The following is a 16,259-nucleotide window of genomic DNA, read 5'->3' as shown; positions in this document are numbered from 1 at the left end:
GGGTGGGCCTTCTCATCGTCAGGGTCCTCCTCGTGGGTCGTCGTCGAGTGGGATCGGCTGATGGACACCCGATCGGCGAAGTCGACTCCGTGCCCGGGCCGGCGTTCACCTCGGTCTATCGATCATCGATCATCTATCAGGCATCGAGATACTATCACCGATAGCTCTTTTGGGAAGGACTCGCTCGCGTTCACGTTTCGCCGGGTGAGCGGCCGGCGCCCCCCCTGTCATCGGCCCCTGCAGCCCGGGGCAGATCACGGTGTGGGACGGACGACCGAACCCGAGCCGGGTCGATCAGCGGCCGGTGAGCCGCGCACCGGGGATGGCGTCCAGCAGCTCCCGCGTGTACGGGTCCTGCGGCGCCGCGAACAGCGCCTCCGGGGCACCGCTCTCCACGATGCGGCCGCCGGACATCACGTGGACGACGTGGGAGATCATCCGCACCACGGCCAGGTCGTGGCTGATGAACAGGTACGTCAGCCCCAGGTTCTCCTGCAGGCCGCGGAGCAGTTCCAGGATCTGCGCCTGCACCAGGACGTCGAGGGCCGACACCGCCTCGTCCAGCACGACCAGCTCCGGGGACAGGGCGAGCGCCCGGGCGATGGCCACCCGCTGCCGCTGTCCGCCGGAGAGCTCGTGCGGCAGCCGGCCGGCCATCGCCGCGGGCAGGGCGACCTGGTCGAGCAACCGGTCGGCCTCCTTGCGGCGGGAGGCGGCCGAGCCGATCCGGTGGACCCGGAGCGGTTCGGCGATGGACTCGGCCACGGTGTACCGCGGATCCAGCGAGGCGTAGGGGTTCTGGAAGACCGGCTGCACCCGCCGCCGGAACGCGAACAGCTCCCGGCGGCCCAGCCCGGCCAGGTCGACCCCGTCGAACTCGATGGCGCCGGAGGTCGGGGTCTCCAGTCCCAGCACGAGGTTGGCCGTGGTGGACTTCCCGGATCCGGACTCGCCCACCACGGACACCGTCTGCCCGCGCGGGATGTCGAAGCCGATGGCGTGCACGGCGGTGAACGTGCGGGGCCCGGCGCCGGGGGAGCGGACGGGGAAGACCTTGGTGAGGTCACGGATCCGGACCAGCGGCCGCGCATCGGTCGGGGCGGCCGGCGGCGGCGCCGCGGTCCGGATCGAGGTGAGGCTCGGTGCGGCGGCCAGCAGTCGCCGGGTGTACTCGTCCTGGGGGTCGGACAGCAGGGCCGCGGCGGGGCCGGACTCCACCACCGTCCCGCGGTGCAGCACCACGACGTGGTCGGCGCGCTCGGCGGCCAGCGCCAGATCGTGGGTGATGAGCAGGACGCTGGTGTCGTCGGCGGTCAGCTCGTCGAGCTGGTCCAGGATGCGTCGCTGCACCGTGACGTCCAGTGCGGAGGTCGGCTCGTCGGCGATGAGCAGCTGCGGCCGGCAGGCCAGCCCCATCGCGATCAGCGCCCGCTGTCGCATGCCGCCGGAGAATTCGTGCGGGTACTGGCGGGCGCGGCGCTCGGCGTCCGGGATGCCCACCTGGTCCAGCAGTTGCATCGCCCGTCGGTGCGCCTCCGCGCCGCCGGCCCGGCCGTGCACCAGCAGGGTCTCGGCGATCTGATCGCCGATGCGCATCAACGGGTTCAGGTTGGACATCGGATCCTGCGGTACGAGCCCGATGCCCGCGCCGCGGATGGCCGTCATCTCCCGCTCGCCCACCGCGGCCAGGTCCCGGCCCTGGAAGAGCACCTGCCCGCCGGTGATCCGGCCGTTGGCCGGCAGCAGCCGGTTCACCGCTGCCGCCGTCGTCGACTTCCCCGAGCCGGACTCGCCCACCACGGCCACGGTCGACCCGCGGGGCACCTCCAGGGACACTCCGTGCACCGCGACGGTGTCCGCGCCGCGCACGCGGAAGGAGACCGACAGGTCCCGGACGGACAGCACGGCCGCGGTCCCGGCGGCATCGGCGGCGGTCCCGACGGCATCGGTCCGGCCGGCCGGGCGGGTCGGTTCGGCGGGACGGGCGGGCTGCTCAGGGCGGGTCATGGTGGGCCTCGGGCTCGGTCGGCGGGGATCTGGACGGTCGACGCGGGGCGGGTCAGGGCGGCGTGGTGAGGGCGGCCCGCAGGACCGGGGCGAACAGCTCGTCGGTGGGCGGCGGCGTGCCGGGCACCAGGAGTCGATTCGTGGCCATGACCACCGCTGTCCCCCGGCCGGGGACGAACGCCACGGCGCAGCCGGTGAAGCCGGGATGACCCAGTGCGGTCACCGGTCCGCCGGCCTTGTCATCGCCGGCGTCGTCGTCGTCATCCTCGTCGATGACGACGGTGGTGCGCCGGAACCCCAGGGCCTGCGCCGGGTTCGGCCCGGCGGTGAAGAAGGTGGCCGCGATCTCGGGCCGCCAGAGGCGGCCGGGCGGCTCCGGGGCGGCCAGGGCGGCGGCCCAGGTGAGCAGTTCCGGCACGGTGGAGAACAGACCGGCGTGCCCGGCGCAGCCGCCCAGCGCGTGGAAGACGTTGCCGTCGTTCGGTTCTCCGACCACCGGGCGGTCGCGCCAGCCGGTGAACGCGGCGGGGTGATCGAGCACCGGGTAGGGCTCGCCGGTGGCGGCCATGCGTCGCTCCACCCGGTCGTCACGCGATCCGGTGGCGACCGGCCCGGGCTCCGGGCGGCGGTAGCGGGTGGCGGTCAACCCGAGCGGCCGGGTGACCAGCTCGGCCACAGCGGCGTCCAGCGTCGACCCGGTGGCCGCCTCGATCACCCGGCCCAACAGGATGAACCCGAGATCGGAGTACGCGCGGCGGGTGTCGGGGGCGTACCGCAGGGGCAGGGTCGCGGCCAGGCCGCGGGCCGCATCCGGGTCGACGGTGGTGCAGTACAGCGGCTGCCACTCCCACAGTCCGCCGCGATGCTGCAGCAGATCCCGGACGGTGACGAGATCCTTGGCGCCGCCGCAGAAGTCCGGCAGCCACCCGGACACCCGGTCGGCCAGCCCGACGACGCGGTCGGAGGCCAGCCGGAGCAGGCAGGTGGTGGTGGCCAGCACCTTGGTCACCGAGGCCAGATCGTGCGCGGTGTCGGGGGTCATCGGCAGTTCACCATCCGGACCGTTCCGGGTCCCGGCGCAGCCCAGATCCGTTCCGGGGCCCCGGCTGATACCGACCACGGCACCCGGGACCCGCCCGTTCGGCCCGTCGACCAGCGCGTCGGCCAGCTGCTGCGCGGTCGGTGCGGCGGTCATCCGGCCCCCTCGTGCCGGTCGGGCCCGGCGGCGGGGCCGAGGTCGAGCGTCAGCCGCAGTTCCCGCGCCCCGAACCGGGCGTCGACGCGTTCGGTGCCGTCGGGTCGCCACCCCTGCCGGGAGTAGAAGCCGCGGGCGGGGGCGTTGTCGGCGAACACCCACAGGATCGCCGTCCGGGAACCGCGCTCACGCAGCCGGTCGGTGGCCGCGGCGAGCAGCCGGGCCCCACAGCCGCCGCCCTGATGGCCGGGATCGACGTAGAGCGAGCCGATCAGTCCGACGCCGTCGGCGTCGTCGGCGAGGGACCAGCGCGTCACCCCGATCACCTCGTCCGCTGCCCCGCCCGCGGGAGGGTCGGGCGCCACGGCGACGAGGACGCCGCCGCCGTCCAGCGCCGTCCGCCACAGCTCCTGCGCGGTGGGCAGGTCCATCCGGGCGACCACGTCGGCGGGCAGCACGGCGGCGTATCCCTGCCAGCAGGCCAGGAACACCCGCACCACACCGGTCAGGTCGGCCGGCGTGGCCGGACGCAGGGTGGGCGGCACGGTCAGGACCCGACCGTGAGACGCAGGGTGGCCGGCGGCGCTTCCATGGGCTCGGGCAGGCGCAACGGACCGGCGCCCGGGGTGAGGGTGCCGAGCACCCGCGGCCCGCGGGCACCGGTCGCGGCGGGGAGCGCACCGGGGAGTCCGTGCCAGCTGCACCAGCCGACCAGGGCGAAGGCGATCGCCTCCTTCTCGTCGGCCGGTGCGCCGAACTCGTCGGTCAGCAGGACCCGCGTCCCATCCAGGGCGGCCCGGAGGCCTTGCAGCAGCACGGGGTTGCGGCATCCCCCGCCGGACACGAGCAACGTGCGCACCCCGGAAGCGCGGACGTCCCGGGCGACCGAGTCCACCGTGAACCGGGTGAGCGTGGCCACCAGGTCGGCGGTCGCGGGGGTCCGCCCCAGCCGGTGCAGGGCCGCGGTGACGTAGGCGCCGTTGAACCATTCCTTGCCGGTGCTCTTCGGCGGCGGCAGCGCGAAGTACGGGTCGGCCAGCAGTTGGGCCAGCAGCTCGTCGTCGACGGTGCCGGCGGCGGCCAGCGCGCCGTCGGCGTCGTACCCGGGACCGTCCGGGTCGTCGGTGGCGACCACCGCGTCGACCAGGGTGTTCGCCGGCCCGATGTCGTGCGCGGTCACCGCGCCCGGGTCGCCGGTCCCGTCGACCACCGTCATGTTGGCGATGCCGCCCAGGTTGAGGGCCGCGGCCGGACCCGGCAGCCCGGCCAGCAGCAGGGTGTCCAGCATCGACACCAGGGGTGCCCCGTGGCCACCGGCGGTGATGTCGCGGATGCGGACGTCGGACAGCACGGGGATCCCGGTGCGTTCGGCGATCCACGCCGGCTGCCCGATCTGCAGCGTGCCCAGCGCGTGGCCGCCGTCCACCCAGTGGAAGACGGTCTGGCCGTGCGAGACGATCAGATCCGGCGGCCCGACCTCCGCCACCGCCGTGACGGCGGCCGCGGCCGCGTCGGCGAACCGCTGGCCGATCAGGGTGTCGAGCTCGCAGATCTCGGCCAGGGTGGTCGGTGCGGGCGGGAGCGCGGCGGCCAGCCGGGCCCGCAGCTCGACCGGGTACGGCGTCCCGGCGGTGTGCTCGACGACGCCGCGCAGCTCGCTCCCGGACCGCTCGAACCGCACCACCGCGACGTCGATGCCGTCGTGCGAGGTGCCGGAGATCATGCCCAGCACCCGCAGTGCGCCGGTCACGACCGTGCCTCCAGGGCGGCGCGGAGTCTGCCACCGGCCCGGGCGAGGCGCCGGTCGGCCTCCTCCGGGTCGATGTGGGAGACCAGCTGCAGGACAGCGGGTTTGACCGACCAGCCGGAGCTCTGCAGGGCGGCGGTGGCGGCCTCCCGCGGTGCTCCGCTGATCGTGCTGACGATGCGCACGGCGCGCTCCCGGAGTTTGTCGTTGCTGGCGCGGACGTCGACCATGAGGTTCCCGTAGGTCTTGCCCAGCCGGATCATGACGATGGTGGAGAACATGTTCAGCACCAGCTTCTGCGCGGTGCCGGCCTTGAGCCGGGTGGACCCGCTGATCACCTCGGGCCCGACGAGCACCTCTACGGCGTGCTCGGCGGCCGCGCTCAGTGCGGTGTCGGGGTTGCAGCTGAGCCCGACGGTGAGCGCGCCGCGTTCCCGGGCCCGCTGCACCGCGGCCACCACGTAGGGGGTGCGCCCGCTGGACGCGATGCCGACCACGGTGTCCAGCGGGCCGATGTCGGCATCGTCGACCGCGGCGCGGCCGGCTCCGGCGTCGTCCTCCGCCCCCTCGCGCGGGGTGACGAAGGCGGTAGCACCGCCGGCCATGATGGCGAACACCTGGCCGGGCGGGGTGCTGAAGGTGGGTGGGCACTCCGAGGCGTCCAGGATGGCCAGCCGACCGGGGGTGCCGGCGCCGATGTACACGAGCCGCCCGCCGGCGGCCATCCGGTCCGCGGCCGCCTCGATGGCCGGGACCAGTTGCGGCAGGGCGCGTTCCACGGCGGCCGGGACGCCGGCGTCGGCCTGGTTCATCACCGTGGCCAGGTCGGCGACCGACCGGGTGTCCAGATCGGCCAGACGGTCGTCCGCCGCCTCGGTGGCCAGGGCGGCCAACTGCCGCACGGCCTCCGGCGTGAGCACGGTCATCGGGTGCCTCCGCCCCGGGTGTCGACGGTGTCCCGCAGGCCGTCACCGAGCAGGTTGAGTCCGACCACCAGCAGCACGACGACCACGCCGGGCGCGATCATCGTCCAGGGCGCGAGGGTGACCAGGGTGCGGGCCTCGTAGATCATCGAGCCGAGCGAGGGTGCGGGCGGGGGAGTGCCCAGACCCAGGAAGCTCAACGAGGCCTCGGTCAGCACCGCCCAGGACAGCGACAGCGTCACCTGCACGATGAGCAGCGGGGCGATGTTGGGCAGGATGTGCCGGAAGATCGTGCTGACCGGTCCCTGTCCGGTGCTCCGGGCGGCCCGGACGAAGTCGATCTCGCGCAGGGTCAGCACCGGCCCGCGGGTCACCCGCACGAAGATGGGCACGTAGACCACTGCGATGGCCACCGCCACGGTGAACCAGGTCCGGTCGAACACCGACGCCAGGCACAGGGCCAGCAGCAGCGGCGGGAAGGCGAACAGCACGTTCGTCACCGCGCCGACGGCTCCGTCGGTCACCCCGCGGAAGAAGCCGGCGAACATGCCCGCGACGGTGCCGATCACGGTGGCGACGGCGACGGCCACCACCGCGACGAGTGCGGAGTTGGCCACCCCCGCCGCGACCCGGGAGAACACGTCGCGCCCGAACTGGTCGGTGCCGAACCAGTGGTCGCCGGACGGCCCCTGGAAGCGGACGACCGGATCCTGGGCCAGCGGGTCGTACGGCCACAGCTTCAGGACCGAGGCCAGCGCGATCAGGGCGAGCACGACGACGAGGACGAGCCCGGTCATCCCGCTCGCGCTGCGCCGGAAGGTGCGGGCCCGCCCGGTGCGCGGCGGCAGGTCGACGGGGATCTCGGCGGTGCGGGCGATGTCGGTCATCGCGCAGCCACCCGCGGGTCGATGACCCGGTAGAGCAGGTCGGTGAGCAGGTTGACCACGACGAAGGCCAGCGCGATGACCAGCACGGTGCTCTGCACCAGGGCGTACTCCTTCTGCTGGATGCCGAGCAGCACCTGCCGGCCAATCCCGGGGATGGAGAAGATCTGCTCGACGACGACGGCCCCGCCGAGCAGGTAGCCGAACTGCAGGCCGCCCATGGTCACGATGGGGACCAGGGCGTTGCGCAGCACGTGCCGGGTCTGCAGACGGCGCGGCGGAACCCCCTTGGCCCGCGCGGTGCGGATGAAGTCCTGCGAGCGGACCTCCAGGACCGCCGTGCGGGTGGTCCGCATGATGGGTGCGGCGATGCCGAACCCGAGGACGAAGGCCGGCACGATCATCTGCTGGAGGTTGACCAGCGGGTCGGAGAACAGCCCGGCGAAGGTGCGGCCGTTGGGGTTGAACCCGAACCAGGCGGCCAACACGGTCAGCAGGGTGGTGCCGAGCAGGAACGCCGGCACCGACAGCCCGGCCAGGCCGACCGCCTGGCCGACCGCGTCCCGCGGGGAGTTCGGCCGGGAGGCCGAGAGCATCCCCAGCGGGACGCCGATGACCACGGCGAGCAGCATGGCCAGCACGGCCAGTTCGAACGTCACCGGCAGCGCGCGCAGGGTCAGGTCGAGCACGCCGGCCTGGTTCCGCGAGGAGTACCCGAGGTTCCCGGTCAGCAGGTTGCCCAACCACGAGAAGTACTGCACGACCAGGGGTTTGTCGATCCCGTAGTACGACTCCAGGGCCGCCCGCTGAGCCGGGGTGAGCGCGGCCGCCTCGGTGCCCAACCCGGCGGTGATCTGGTCACCGGGGATGGCCCGCAGCATGACGAACACCGCGATGGACACCCCGATCAGGGTGAGCAGGGCCGTGCCGACGATGCGCAGCCACCCGGACCGCAGCACCGTCGACGTGCGCAGCCGCGTCACCGCGCCGTTCACCGTGCTCACGAGGCGACCGTGGTGCTCCGCAGGTACTGCAGGGACCCGTTCGCCATCGGGACGAAGCCCTGCACGGAGGTGGCGGTGGCGGTATAGGTGTAGCCGGTGAACAGCCAGATCCAGGCGGCGTTGTTCTCGAGTTCGTCGGACACCTGCGTGTAGATGCCCTTGCGCTCGGCCGGGTCGGAGGTGGCCCGTCCCTGGGCGAACAGCTCGTCGAGGGTGGGGGAGCTGTAGCCGGCGACCTTGTTCAGGTTGCCGGTGCTGGTGAAGTACCGGCTGTACATGCCGTCCGGGTCCGGGCGTCCGCCGTTCAGGGCGACGGCGGCGTCGAAGTCACCGGCGACCCAGCGGTCGACGTAGGCGCCGGACTCCAGCACCTCCAGCTCCAGGGTGATGCCCGCCTCGGCCAGCTGCGACTTCAGGTTCTGCGCCTCGTTGACGGAGGTGGCGTACTCGCCCTGGGACACGATCGTCTTGATGGTGACGGCGCTCTTGCCCGACTTGGCCAGGTACTCGGCGGCCTTGGTCAGGTCGCGCTGCGGGCAGGGCCGCGACGCGGGGTCGGAGCGGTATTCCGGGGAGGTGATCGGCCCGGTGACCTCGCCCTCGCCTAGGGCCGCGGTCTGCAGCACCTGGTCGCGGTCGATGGCGCACTGGATGGCCAGCCGCACGTTGACGTCTGCGAGATCGCCCTTGGTGGCGTTGAGCTGCAGGGCGTGGTAGCTCAGCTGCGGCGTCTTCGCCACCGTGACGGTGCCGCTCTCGGCGGTCTGTGCGACCAGCGGGTCGTCGAAGACGGACATCTGCACGTTGCCGGACTGCATGGCGGCGACGATCGAGGACTCGTCGGGGATGACGCGGAACTCGATGCTGCCCAGCGTGGGGGCGTCGCCCCAGTAGGCGGCGTTGGCCTTGAGCGTGAGCGACTGGCTGGGTACCCGCTGGTCGAACGCGTACGGCCCGGTGCCGTTGGGGGCGGTGTTCAGGGCGTCCTGCGTGTCGTCCGAGGACAGCATGGCCAGGTTGACCACGGCGAGGTTGGCCGGCAGCGCGGCGTCCGGGGCGGACAGGGTCAGCGCGACGTGGGTGGCGTCGGTGGCGTCCACCGACGCCACCGAGGCCAGGGAGCTGCGGGCCACCGCGGCGGTCGCCTCGTCCTTGATCGCGTCCAGGGAGTACTTGACGTCGGCGGAGTCGAACGCGCTGCCGTCGGCGAAGGTGACGCCGTCGCGCAGGGTGAACGTGAGCGTCAGCCCGTCCGCGGAGGTCTCCCAGCTGGACGCGAGACCCGGCACCACACCGAGGTTCTCGTCGAACTCGGTGAGGGTGCCGTAGATGTTCTGCAGCACGTTGACCGCCTGGAACTGGGTGGCCTTCCACGGCAGCAGGGTGTCGGGATCGGTGGTGACGCCGACGACGAGGTTGCCGCCGGAGGGTCCGGGCGCGGCGGAACCACCGGCCGATCCCGAGGCGGAGCTGCCGCCGGTCTCGGCGGAGTTCGACGCAGAGCCCGAGCAGCCGGCCACCGTCAGGGCGGCGGCGGCGACGAACGCCGTGAGGACGCGGCGGCGGCCGCTGGGGCGGAGGGACATGGGGTCTCCTGGCTCGGTCGGGATGGGTGCGGCGGGTTCCGGGGTGGTGGTCGTCCCGGGCTGCCGTCGACGGTAGGTCACAAATGTTCGAGCTGGGTTGCGATGAAGTAACGTTAGGACCGAATGGACCATCCGTCCAGTGGCACAGGGCATCCGGACCGCTACCGTCAGCAGCACCGCCGAGCGGCCGGGGGAGAGCGTCGGTCGCCGAGGGGCCTGGACCGGCCGGAGGGAGACCTGTGGAGCCGTCGGATCGCCCCGACCCCCGCACCGTGCTGGTCCGCATGCGGGCCGCCCTGCCCGACCTGCGTCAGTCCGAACAGCGGGTGGCGCGGCTCTTCCTCGACGACCCGGCCACGGCCGCCAACCGGTCGGTGGCCGAACTGGCCGAGCAGGGCGGGGTGTCCACCGCCAGCGTCGTCCGCTTCTACAAGCGCATGGGGTACGAGCGGTACAAGGACCTGCGGATCGACCTGACCCGGGAGGCCACCCGGGAACGCATCCAGCACGCCAACCTGCCGATGGTCTCCGGTGACATCGACCGCGACGACACGGTCGAGGACATCGTGGCCAAGGTGGCGATGGCCGAGACGCTGTCGATCGCCGACACCGCCGAGGTGCTCGACCGGGGCGCGCTGTCCGCGGCCATCGATCTCGTCCTCGCCGCCCGCCGGGTGGACAGCTTCGGGATGGGCGCCAGCTCCTTCGTCGGCCTGGACTTCCAGCAGAAGCTGGCCCGCGTCGGCCGGGTCGCGTTGAACTGGACGGACACCCACTCGGCGTGGACCTCGGCGGCGACGCTGGACGCGTCCTGCGTGGCGCTGGGGGTGTCGCACTCCGGGGCCACCCCGGAGACGGTGGAGTTCCTGGCCGGGGCCCGCGCGGCGGGGGCGGCGACCATCGCGCTGACCAACCACGGCGGGTCGATCCTGGCCGCACAGGCCGATGTCGTGCTGCTCACCGCGGCCCGCGAGACCCAGTTCCGTTCCGGTGCTCTGGGCAGCCGCATCGCCCAGCTGATGGTGTTGGACTGCCTGTTCCTCGGGGTGGCCCGGGCGTCCTACGACGAGTCGATGGCCGCGCTGCGGCGGACGTACGCGGCGGTGCACGGGGCGGAGCGCGGCTGACCTGCCGCGCCCCACCCCGCGCAGCACCAGCCGGGGCGACTGCGCGACAGGTCCCGCTGGACCCAGCGAGGAGCCCGGGCGCAGAGTGACCCCGAGCCCGGACCTGTGCCGTCCCGCCACCCCCGACCGCCCCGGCACGCCCGACCCGTTACCGAAGGACCCCGTTGACCGATCTGACGACCACACCCGTGACCGCCGCGATGATCCGCGGCGCCGTCGCGGTGGAGACCACCCCGAACGGCCTGCTGCCGCACCGGCTCCCCGACTGGGTCCGCGCCCGCTCCCTCGACGACCAGTTGGCGATGGCGGAGTCACAGCCCTCCGGTGTCCGCGTCGTCCTCCGCACGGCGGCCACCCTCATCCGGTTGACGACGCTGCGGACCACCGTCGTGTACCCCGGCGCGCCCCCGCGGCTTGCCGGCACCTATGCGTTGTTCGTCGACGGTCGCCCCGCGGGGCAGGCGTCCGGCAGCGGTGGCCGCCAGCTGGTCGTCGACCTCCGGACGGGCGGGCGGACCGTGGTGGACGGCCCGCCGGCCGAGGTGACCTTCCCCGTGCTGCCCACCGGGGACAAGGACGTGGAGATCTGGCTCCCGCACACCGAGACCACCGAGCTGCTCGAGTTGACCACCGACGCCCCGGTCGGTCCGGCGGGCGCGGACACCGGCCCGCGGTGGGTCCATCACGGAAGTTCGATCAGCCAGGGATCGAACGCCGACAGCCCAGCGGGGACGTGGCCGGCGCTGACCGCCCGGGCGGCCGGTCTGTCCCTGCTCAACCTGGGCTTCGGCGGGAGTGCTCTGCTCGATCCGTTCGTCGCCCGGACCATCGCCGCGCAGGAAGCGGACCTGATCTCCGTCAAGATCGGCATCAACCTGGTCAACACGGACCTGATGCGGCTCCGCGCCTTCGTCCCCGCCGTCGACGGGTTCCTGGACGCCATCCGCGACGCCCATCCGACCACGCCGCTGGTGGTGATCTCGCCGCTGTGGTGCCCCATCCACGAGGACACCCCCGGCCCCGGCGCCATCGACCCGGCGAGCTGGGGCAGCGGGCAGATCCTCTTCACCGCCACCGGGGACCCGGCCGAGGTCGCCGCCGGCAAGCTGACCCTCACGGTGATCCGGGAGCAGCTCGCCGCCGTCGTCGGTCGGCGCCGCTCCACGGACCCGCACCTGCACCTCGTGGACGGTCGCGATCTCTACGGCCCCGCCGACCACGAGACGGACCCGCTGCCCGACCGACTCCACCCCAGCCCGGCCAGCCACCGACTCATCGCCGATCGGTTCCGGTCCGTCGTGGCGGGTCTCGTGGGCAGCTGACCCCCGTGGCGCTCGTCGACGACGCGGCTCGACGGGGCGATCGGGCCGATGCTCAGGACGCTCGTGCGGCGATGCCGGCGTACCTGCGGTCCGGTCGCGCCGGGAGCCGGTACTGCACCCGCTGCACCTCGGTGAAGCCGGCCGTCCTCAGGTGATGCGCGAACGTGTCGGCCGGCCAGCGGTAGGCGGTGACGACCTGATGGTCGAAGGCGGCGATCTCGTCGTCACTGTCGAAGAACCCGATGACGAGCACCCCGGACGGACGCAGGAGGCGGCGGAACCCGGCGAGCACCGGGTCGAGCTCCGACGGGGGCAGATGGATGGTGGAATACCAGGACAGGATGCCCGCCACGGCGTGGTCGGCGACGTCCACGTCCGTCATGGAGCCGAGCCGGAACTCCGGGCCGGGATGGGCGCCCCGGGCGTGCGCGATGAACTCCGGAACCATGTCGATGCCGGTGATCTCGGCACCCAGCGCGTGCAGACGGGCGGTCCATTGGCCGGGCCCGCACCCCAGGTCCAGCACCGGACCGGCGAGCCCGGTCAGGTGTCGCAGGATGAGTGCGGTGTCGTCCTCGGCCTCCGGCCGGCCGCCGTCGAACAGGGCGATGTACTGCTCGGCGATCGTGGAGTAGGCGTCCCGGACCGGCTGGAAGTCCACTGCGGACCCCTCTCGTGGTGGTGGGTGTGTGCGGTGGGCGCGTGCGCACTCGGAGAAGTCGACGGTCGGGACGGGTCTCCCATCTCCCGGCGGGAGGGCGAGCTAGAAGGTGTAGCGGCGCACCTGTTCCGGGTGGATGACCACGCGGAGCAATCCGTCGTCGGCCAGTATTTCGGCCAGCTGGCCGGCCCGGCCGGGATCGTCGAGATCCCAGTAGCGGGCGGCCAGTCGCTGCGCCAGGGCATGCGCGCCGTCGGGCTCGATGGTCGTGCGACCGGACACCGCTACCCACCGTTCGCGTTCGCCCACCGGCGCGGCCACCACGATGGAGGCGCGGGGGTCGCGGCGGAGCCGCTCCACCTTGGCCGCGTCCGGGGTGGTGAACAGCTCGACGGTCCCGCTGTCGGTCGCCTCGAACCACACCGGCCGGGGTTGGGCCGGGACGGGGCCCGCAGCGACGGACAGGAATCCGTGCAGGGGGCGACGGAGGAACTCACGGTCCTGCTCGGTCAGCACGGCGAGGTCGGTCATGGTGGGTGCAACCGGTCGACCGGATCATCCGTTCCCGACATCGGCGTGACGACCCAGCGGGCGGCCCCGGCCACGCGGACTCCGCCCGACGCGGCCATGGCGAACGCCCCGCCGTGGTGGGCCGCTCACCACCCATGCGGTTCATCGCCGACGCGGCTGTGGACTCCCGCTTCCGCCGGCCCGACAGCCTGTGCGGCTGCCTGGCACCGGTGGGGTGCGGTGTCAGATGCAGGATCCCGGGTCGTCGGTGGCGGCGATGATCGCGTAGAGCGCGTCGCGGAGCGGGCGGAGCAGTGCCGGGTCGACCGACGCGACGGCGGCTGTCTCGGCGGCCGTGGCGTCGACGGCGATCCTCGCCCGGACTCGGTCTCCGGCGTCGGTGAGTGCGGGGATGCGGGCGCGTCGGTCCCGCGGGTCGGCCTTGCGCTCGACCAGGCCGGCCTTCTCCAGTCGATCCAGTTCGGCGACCAGGGTCGTCTTGTCCACGCCCAGCGCCTGTCCCAGTTCGATCTGGGTCAGCCCGGACGTCTTGTCCAGTGCGCTGAGGACGATGTGGTCGCGCAGTGTCAGGCCGTGGCGGGCGGCTTGAGCGCCGACCGCGGTGTGCATGCGCTGGGCGGCCCGGTGCAGCAACCAGGTCAGTTCGGAATCCGGGCCCGGTCCGAGTGGCGGCCGCGGACCGCGCACCGGATCGGGCCGGTCGTCCGCCGGTGGGGGCGTCGGTGCGGTGGGTGCCATGGCCTCAGGCTCCGGCGCGGGTCTGGCGGGTGGCCAGCAGGGGGATGGAGTCGTAGGCGTGCAGGTCGTGTGCGGGGACGATCCGCATGACCCGGCTCAGCGCCACGACGCGCTGCAGACCGAGTCGGACCGTCGCCGCGTCGACATCGGCGACCCGGCGCATCAGCCACGGGCGCTGCGCGCCGCGCGTGATGCCCTCGCTCTGCCACGTGAGGTCGCCGATGAAGGCGTACCGCTCCCCGGTGGGCAGGGTGACGAACACGACGACGGATCCGTGGGTGTGCCCGCCGGCGGGGACGACCACCACCGAGCCGTCGCCGTGGACGTCGGAGCTGGCGGGGAAGCCGAGGTGGGCGGGGCCGTCGAACCCGTACTCGTGCATCTCCAGGCCCTTCGAGACACTGCGGAAGACAGCGCCGTGGGAGTCCGTCGCCGCGTACCGCCGCTCCTCGCCGGTGATCCAGATCGGCACGCGCAGTGAGTCGAGCCCGCTGACGTGATCCCAGTGGGTGTGGGTCACCAGGACGCCGCGCAGCCGGGCGCGGTCATGGCCGACGTCCTCGAGCTGCTGCGCGGCCGTCCGGCCGAGGGTGAACGGTGCGCGCTCGAAGCGCGCGAGCATCCGCACGTGCTCGGCGACACCGGCGCCGAAGCCGGCGTCGATCAGCAGGTCGCCACCCGGATGACTGATCAACACGGCGGTGGCGGCGAATTCGCGGACGTCGCGGAACGCCCCGCCGGTCACCGCGAAGGCAGCCCTGGTGCGGTAGGTCCCCGTCGGGAGACGGTGCAGGGCCATGTCCTCCGGCGGGGCAGCGGCGGGAAGGGGGCCGGACCAGAAGTCGGGTGGGGCGATGGTCATGGGCCGAACCGTACCACTTGAGATGATCCGAGATCGGACGACTTTCGGCTGCGTCTCTCGTGCTGCGTCTCTGACCACGTCGACGACCCAGCTGATCCTGACCTGGGCAAGCCCGACCGCGGTCGATCCCCGGGTCTGCGACGTCGACATCTCCGTCGAGGTGGACGATGTCGAGAGAGCTCACGCCGAGGCGGTTGAGCGCGGTCTGGACGTCGTCTACCCCCTCGCGGACGAAGCATGGGGTATCCGCCGGTTCTTCGTCCGCGACGGCACCGGGCGGATCGTGAACGTGGCGAGCCACCGCAGCGCCGGGCGCTGACGGCCCCGGCGAGTCTCTCCGCACTTCTGCGATGTGGACGGATTCCGCCCGGGGGACGATCGGCACCGCCGGGCGCCCGAGGATTTCAGTCGAGCTCGAGCTGTCCCGGCAGCGGCGCGTGGCGGGCACGGCCACCAGGGGAATGCGGTTCGACCTGACTGAACCGCCCAGGTCGACGCTGGGCCGGATGCCATCGACCCGACCCGGAGGCCTCGATGCTCAGTTGTTCGTCACGACCTGGCGGCTGCAGCTCGACCCGTCGGCCGCGCACTTGGTCACCGTGATGGTGCCGTTCCCGCCGACGTCGTTCGACGCGACGATCTCGTTTCCGTTGCTGTTGACGATCGTGGTGCCCCCGCCGGACTTGTCGGCACCGGAATCGAAGTCCATGGGCGCGAAGGACATGTCGGACGATGCTCCGGTCGTGGCGCCGGCACCGGCCGCGTCCTGCTCTCCACCGCCGGAGCTGTCCTGCACGTCGACCGATCCGTCGGGATGCACCGTCGCCGTGCCGACGGTTGCTCCTGCGGCGTCCTTCAGTTCGGTGACCACGTCCGTCCCTCCGGGCCGGGCGGTCACGGTGTCCGTCCTGGTCATCACCGTGCCGTCCTGCTGCACCGTGGCGGTACCGACCACGGTCCCGTCCGAGGTGGCGAGCTCTACGACGACATCGCCACCCGCCGAGGTGCCCGACGCGGAGGCGGCCGATGCAGCGGCGGATGACGCGACTGCGGGGGTGGAGGCCGCGCTGCCACCGCCGGAGCAGGCGACCAGGGTCAGAGCGGCCAGGCCGAGGCCGGCGAACGTCATCGACCTGTTTCGCGCGAAGCGCGACCGGCGGCCGACCGGGGCAGGGACGGACGGTGGAGCGGACGGATCGACGGCGGCCATGGACGACTCCAGAAGGTGATGTGGACGGTGGACCGGAATCGGTCCGTCCGGACGAAGAACGAGGCGCAGGAGACCGGATCCGGGGCACAGGCTTCAGATGCAAGGCATGATCGATCTCGCGGTCGATGAAAATGTAGCTGACCTGCACCGATGCCCTTCCGGACCGCGTGGAAGTCCACCCCGAAGATTCCGGGACCGCGGGTCTGTGGACCGTTGCGGGTGAACCGGCACCACTGTCGGTCAGCACCGGCGCGAGGCGGCAACCCGTCCGTGAAGGGCGGGAGCGGACGAAGGACGTCATCACCTACACCGGGGTTCCGCCCGCGGCGAGTTCCGCCCGCCGCGCCTTGAGCGACCGCGCTGCCGGGGTCCGCACAAGGCGAATGAGTCGCACAGTCATCTCGATCATCGGCGGACCGTCAACGATGAGGACGCCGGCTGCCATGGCCCATCCCAGCGACA

General features: G+C 72.7%; 16 protein-coding genes. 3 read left to right on the top strand and 13 right to left on the bottom strand.

All coding sequences use genetic code 11. The features are described from left to right. Nucleotides 1-294: 294 nt before the first annotated feature. Genes J2S58_RS09025 through J2S58_RS08990 form a run of 8 tightly spaced genes read right to left on the bottom strand, consistent with a single transcriptional unit; the run spans nucleotide 295 to nucleotide 9,346 of the window. Entirely contained in the window at nucleotides 295-2,007 is a 1,713-nt protein-coding gene (locus J2S58_RS09025; RefSeq protein WP_240188457.1) for a dipeptide ABC transporter ATP-binding protein, read from the bottom strand. A 52-nt stretch (nucleotides 2,008-2,059) separates the two neighbouring features. Then, entirely contained in the window at nucleotides 2,060-3,202 is a 1,143-nt protein-coding gene (locus tag J2S58_RS09020) for a serine hydrolase domain-containing protein (protein ID WP_205255664.1), read from the bottom strand. After that, entirely contained in the window at nucleotides 3,199-3,747 is a 549-nt protein-coding gene (locus J2S58_RS09015; RefSeq protein ID WP_205255665.1) for a GNAT family N-acetyltransferase, read from the bottom strand. The genes J2S58_RS09020 and J2S58_RS09015 overlap by 4 nt, the downstream gene beginning before the upstream one ends. Before the next feature lie 2 nt (nucleotides 3,748-3,749). Beyond that, nucleotides 3,750-4,940, bottom strand: a complete 1,191-nt coding sequence (locus J2S58_RS09010; RefSeq protein WP_344470069.1) for an anhydro-N-acetylmuramic acid kinase — start codon at nucleotides 4,938-4,940, stop codon at nucleotides 3,750-3,752. Between the two features lie 8 nt (nucleotides 4,941-4,948). After that, nucleotides 4,949-5,875, bottom strand: coding sequence for an N-acetylmuramic acid 6-phosphate etherase (gene murQ / locus J2S58_RS09005; protein WP_205255666.1), 927 nt, complete (start codon nucleotides 5,873-5,875; stop codon nucleotides 4,949-4,951). After that, entirely contained in the window at nucleotides 5,872-6,759 is an 888-nt protein-coding gene (locus J2S58_RS09000) for an ABC transporter permease (protein ID WP_205255667.1), read from the bottom strand. Before J2S58_RS09000 ends, murQ begins: the two co-directional genes overlap by 4 nt. Further along, nucleotides 6,756-7,715 (bottom strand): ABC transporter permease, encoded by a 960-nt coding sequence (locus J2S58_RS08995; protein WP_344470067.1) that lies wholly within the window; start codon nucleotides 7,713-7,715, stop codon nucleotides 6,756-6,758. Before J2S58_RS08995 ends, J2S58_RS09000 begins: the two co-directional genes overlap by 4 nt. A 41-nt stretch (nucleotides 7,716-7,756) precedes the next feature. Then, nucleotides 7,757-9,346 carry an ABC transporter substrate-binding protein gene (locus J2S58_RS08990; RefSeq protein ID WP_205255669.1) on the bottom strand — a complete coding sequence of 530 codons (1,590 nt, stop codon included), beginning with the start codon at nucleotides 9,344-9,346 and terminating at the stop codon, nucleotides 7,757-7,759. A gap of 239 nt (nucleotides 9,347-9,585) precedes the next feature. On the opposite strand from J2S58_RS08990, the gene J2S58_RS08985 reads away from it, so the two are divergent. Together J2S58_RS08985 and J2S58_RS08980 are read left to right on the top strand one after the other, a co-directional pair. Next, nucleotides 9,586-10,473, top strand: a complete 888-nt coding sequence (locus J2S58_RS08985; protein ID WP_205255670.1) for a MurR/RpiR family transcriptional regulator — start codon at nucleotides 9,586-9,588, stop codon at nucleotides 10,471-10,473. A gap of 200 nt (nucleotides 10,474-10,673) precedes the next feature. Next, on the top strand, nucleotides 10,674-11,795 hold the full coding sequence (locus J2S58_RS08980) for an SGNH/GDSL hydrolase family protein (RefSeq protein ID WP_205256048.1): 1,122 nt from the start codon (nucleotides 10,674-10,676) through the stop codon (nucleotides 11,793-11,795). A gap of 52 nt (nucleotides 11,796-11,847) precedes the next feature. Here J2S58_RS08980 and J2S58_RS08975 read toward each other — a convergent pair whose 3' ends face one another. The 4 genes from J2S58_RS08975 to J2S58_RS08960 form a co-directional block, all read right to left on the bottom strand. Continuing rightward, entirely contained in the window at nucleotides 11,848-12,456 is a 609-nt protein-coding gene (locus tag J2S58_RS08975) for a class I SAM-dependent methyltransferase (protein WP_205255671.1), read from the bottom strand. Between the two features lie 102 nt (nucleotides 12,457-12,558). Then, on the bottom strand, nucleotides 12,559-12,987 hold the full coding sequence (locus J2S58_RS08970; RefSeq protein WP_205255672.1) for a pyridoxamine 5'-phosphate oxidase family protein: 429 nt from the start codon (nucleotides 12,985-12,987) through the stop codon (nucleotides 12,559-12,561). Nucleotides 12,988-13,209: 222 nt separating this feature from the next. Further along, nucleotides 13,210-13,725: a MarR family winged helix-turn-helix transcriptional regulator gene (locus J2S58_RS08965; protein WP_205255673.1), complete on the bottom strand. Its 516-nt coding sequence runs from the start codon at nucleotides 13,723-13,725 to the stop codon at nucleotides 13,210-13,212. A 4-nt stretch (nucleotides 13,726-13,729) separates the two neighbouring features. Continuing rightward, nucleotides 13,730-14,587: an MBL fold metallo-hydrolase gene (locus tag J2S58_RS08960; RefSeq protein ID WP_205255674.1), complete on the bottom strand. Its 858-nt coding sequence runs from the start codon at nucleotides 14,585-14,587 to the stop codon at nucleotides 13,730-13,732. Here J2S58_RS08960 and J2S58_RS08955 point away from each other — a divergent pair. Beyond that, a complete protein-coding gene (locus J2S58_RS08955; RefSeq protein WP_205255675.1) occupies nucleotides 14,580-14,906 on the top strand; it encodes a VOC family protein in 327 nt (108 codons plus the stop codon). The two genes, J2S58_RS08960 and J2S58_RS08955, sit on opposite strands and share 8 nt — an antisense overlap. 219 nt (nucleotides 14,907-15,125) lie before the next feature. Here J2S58_RS08955 and J2S58_RS08950 read toward each other — a convergent pair whose 3' ends face one another. Further along, on the bottom strand, nucleotides 15,126-15,716 hold the full coding sequence (locus J2S58_RS08950) for a hypothetical protein (protein WP_205255676.1): 591 nt from the start codon (nucleotides 15,714-15,716) through the stop codon (nucleotides 15,126-15,128). Nucleotides 15,717-16,259: the final 543 nt, after the last annotated feature.

The sequence above is a fragment of the Nakamurella flavida genome, assembly GCF_030811475.1.
Lineage (GTDB): Bacteria > Actinomycetota > Actinomycetes > Mycobacteriales > Nakamurellaceae > Nakamurella > Nakamurella flavida.
The sequence above is the reverse complement of the archived record's forward strand: the minus strand, read 5'-3'. Positions and strand labels throughout refer to the sequence as shown.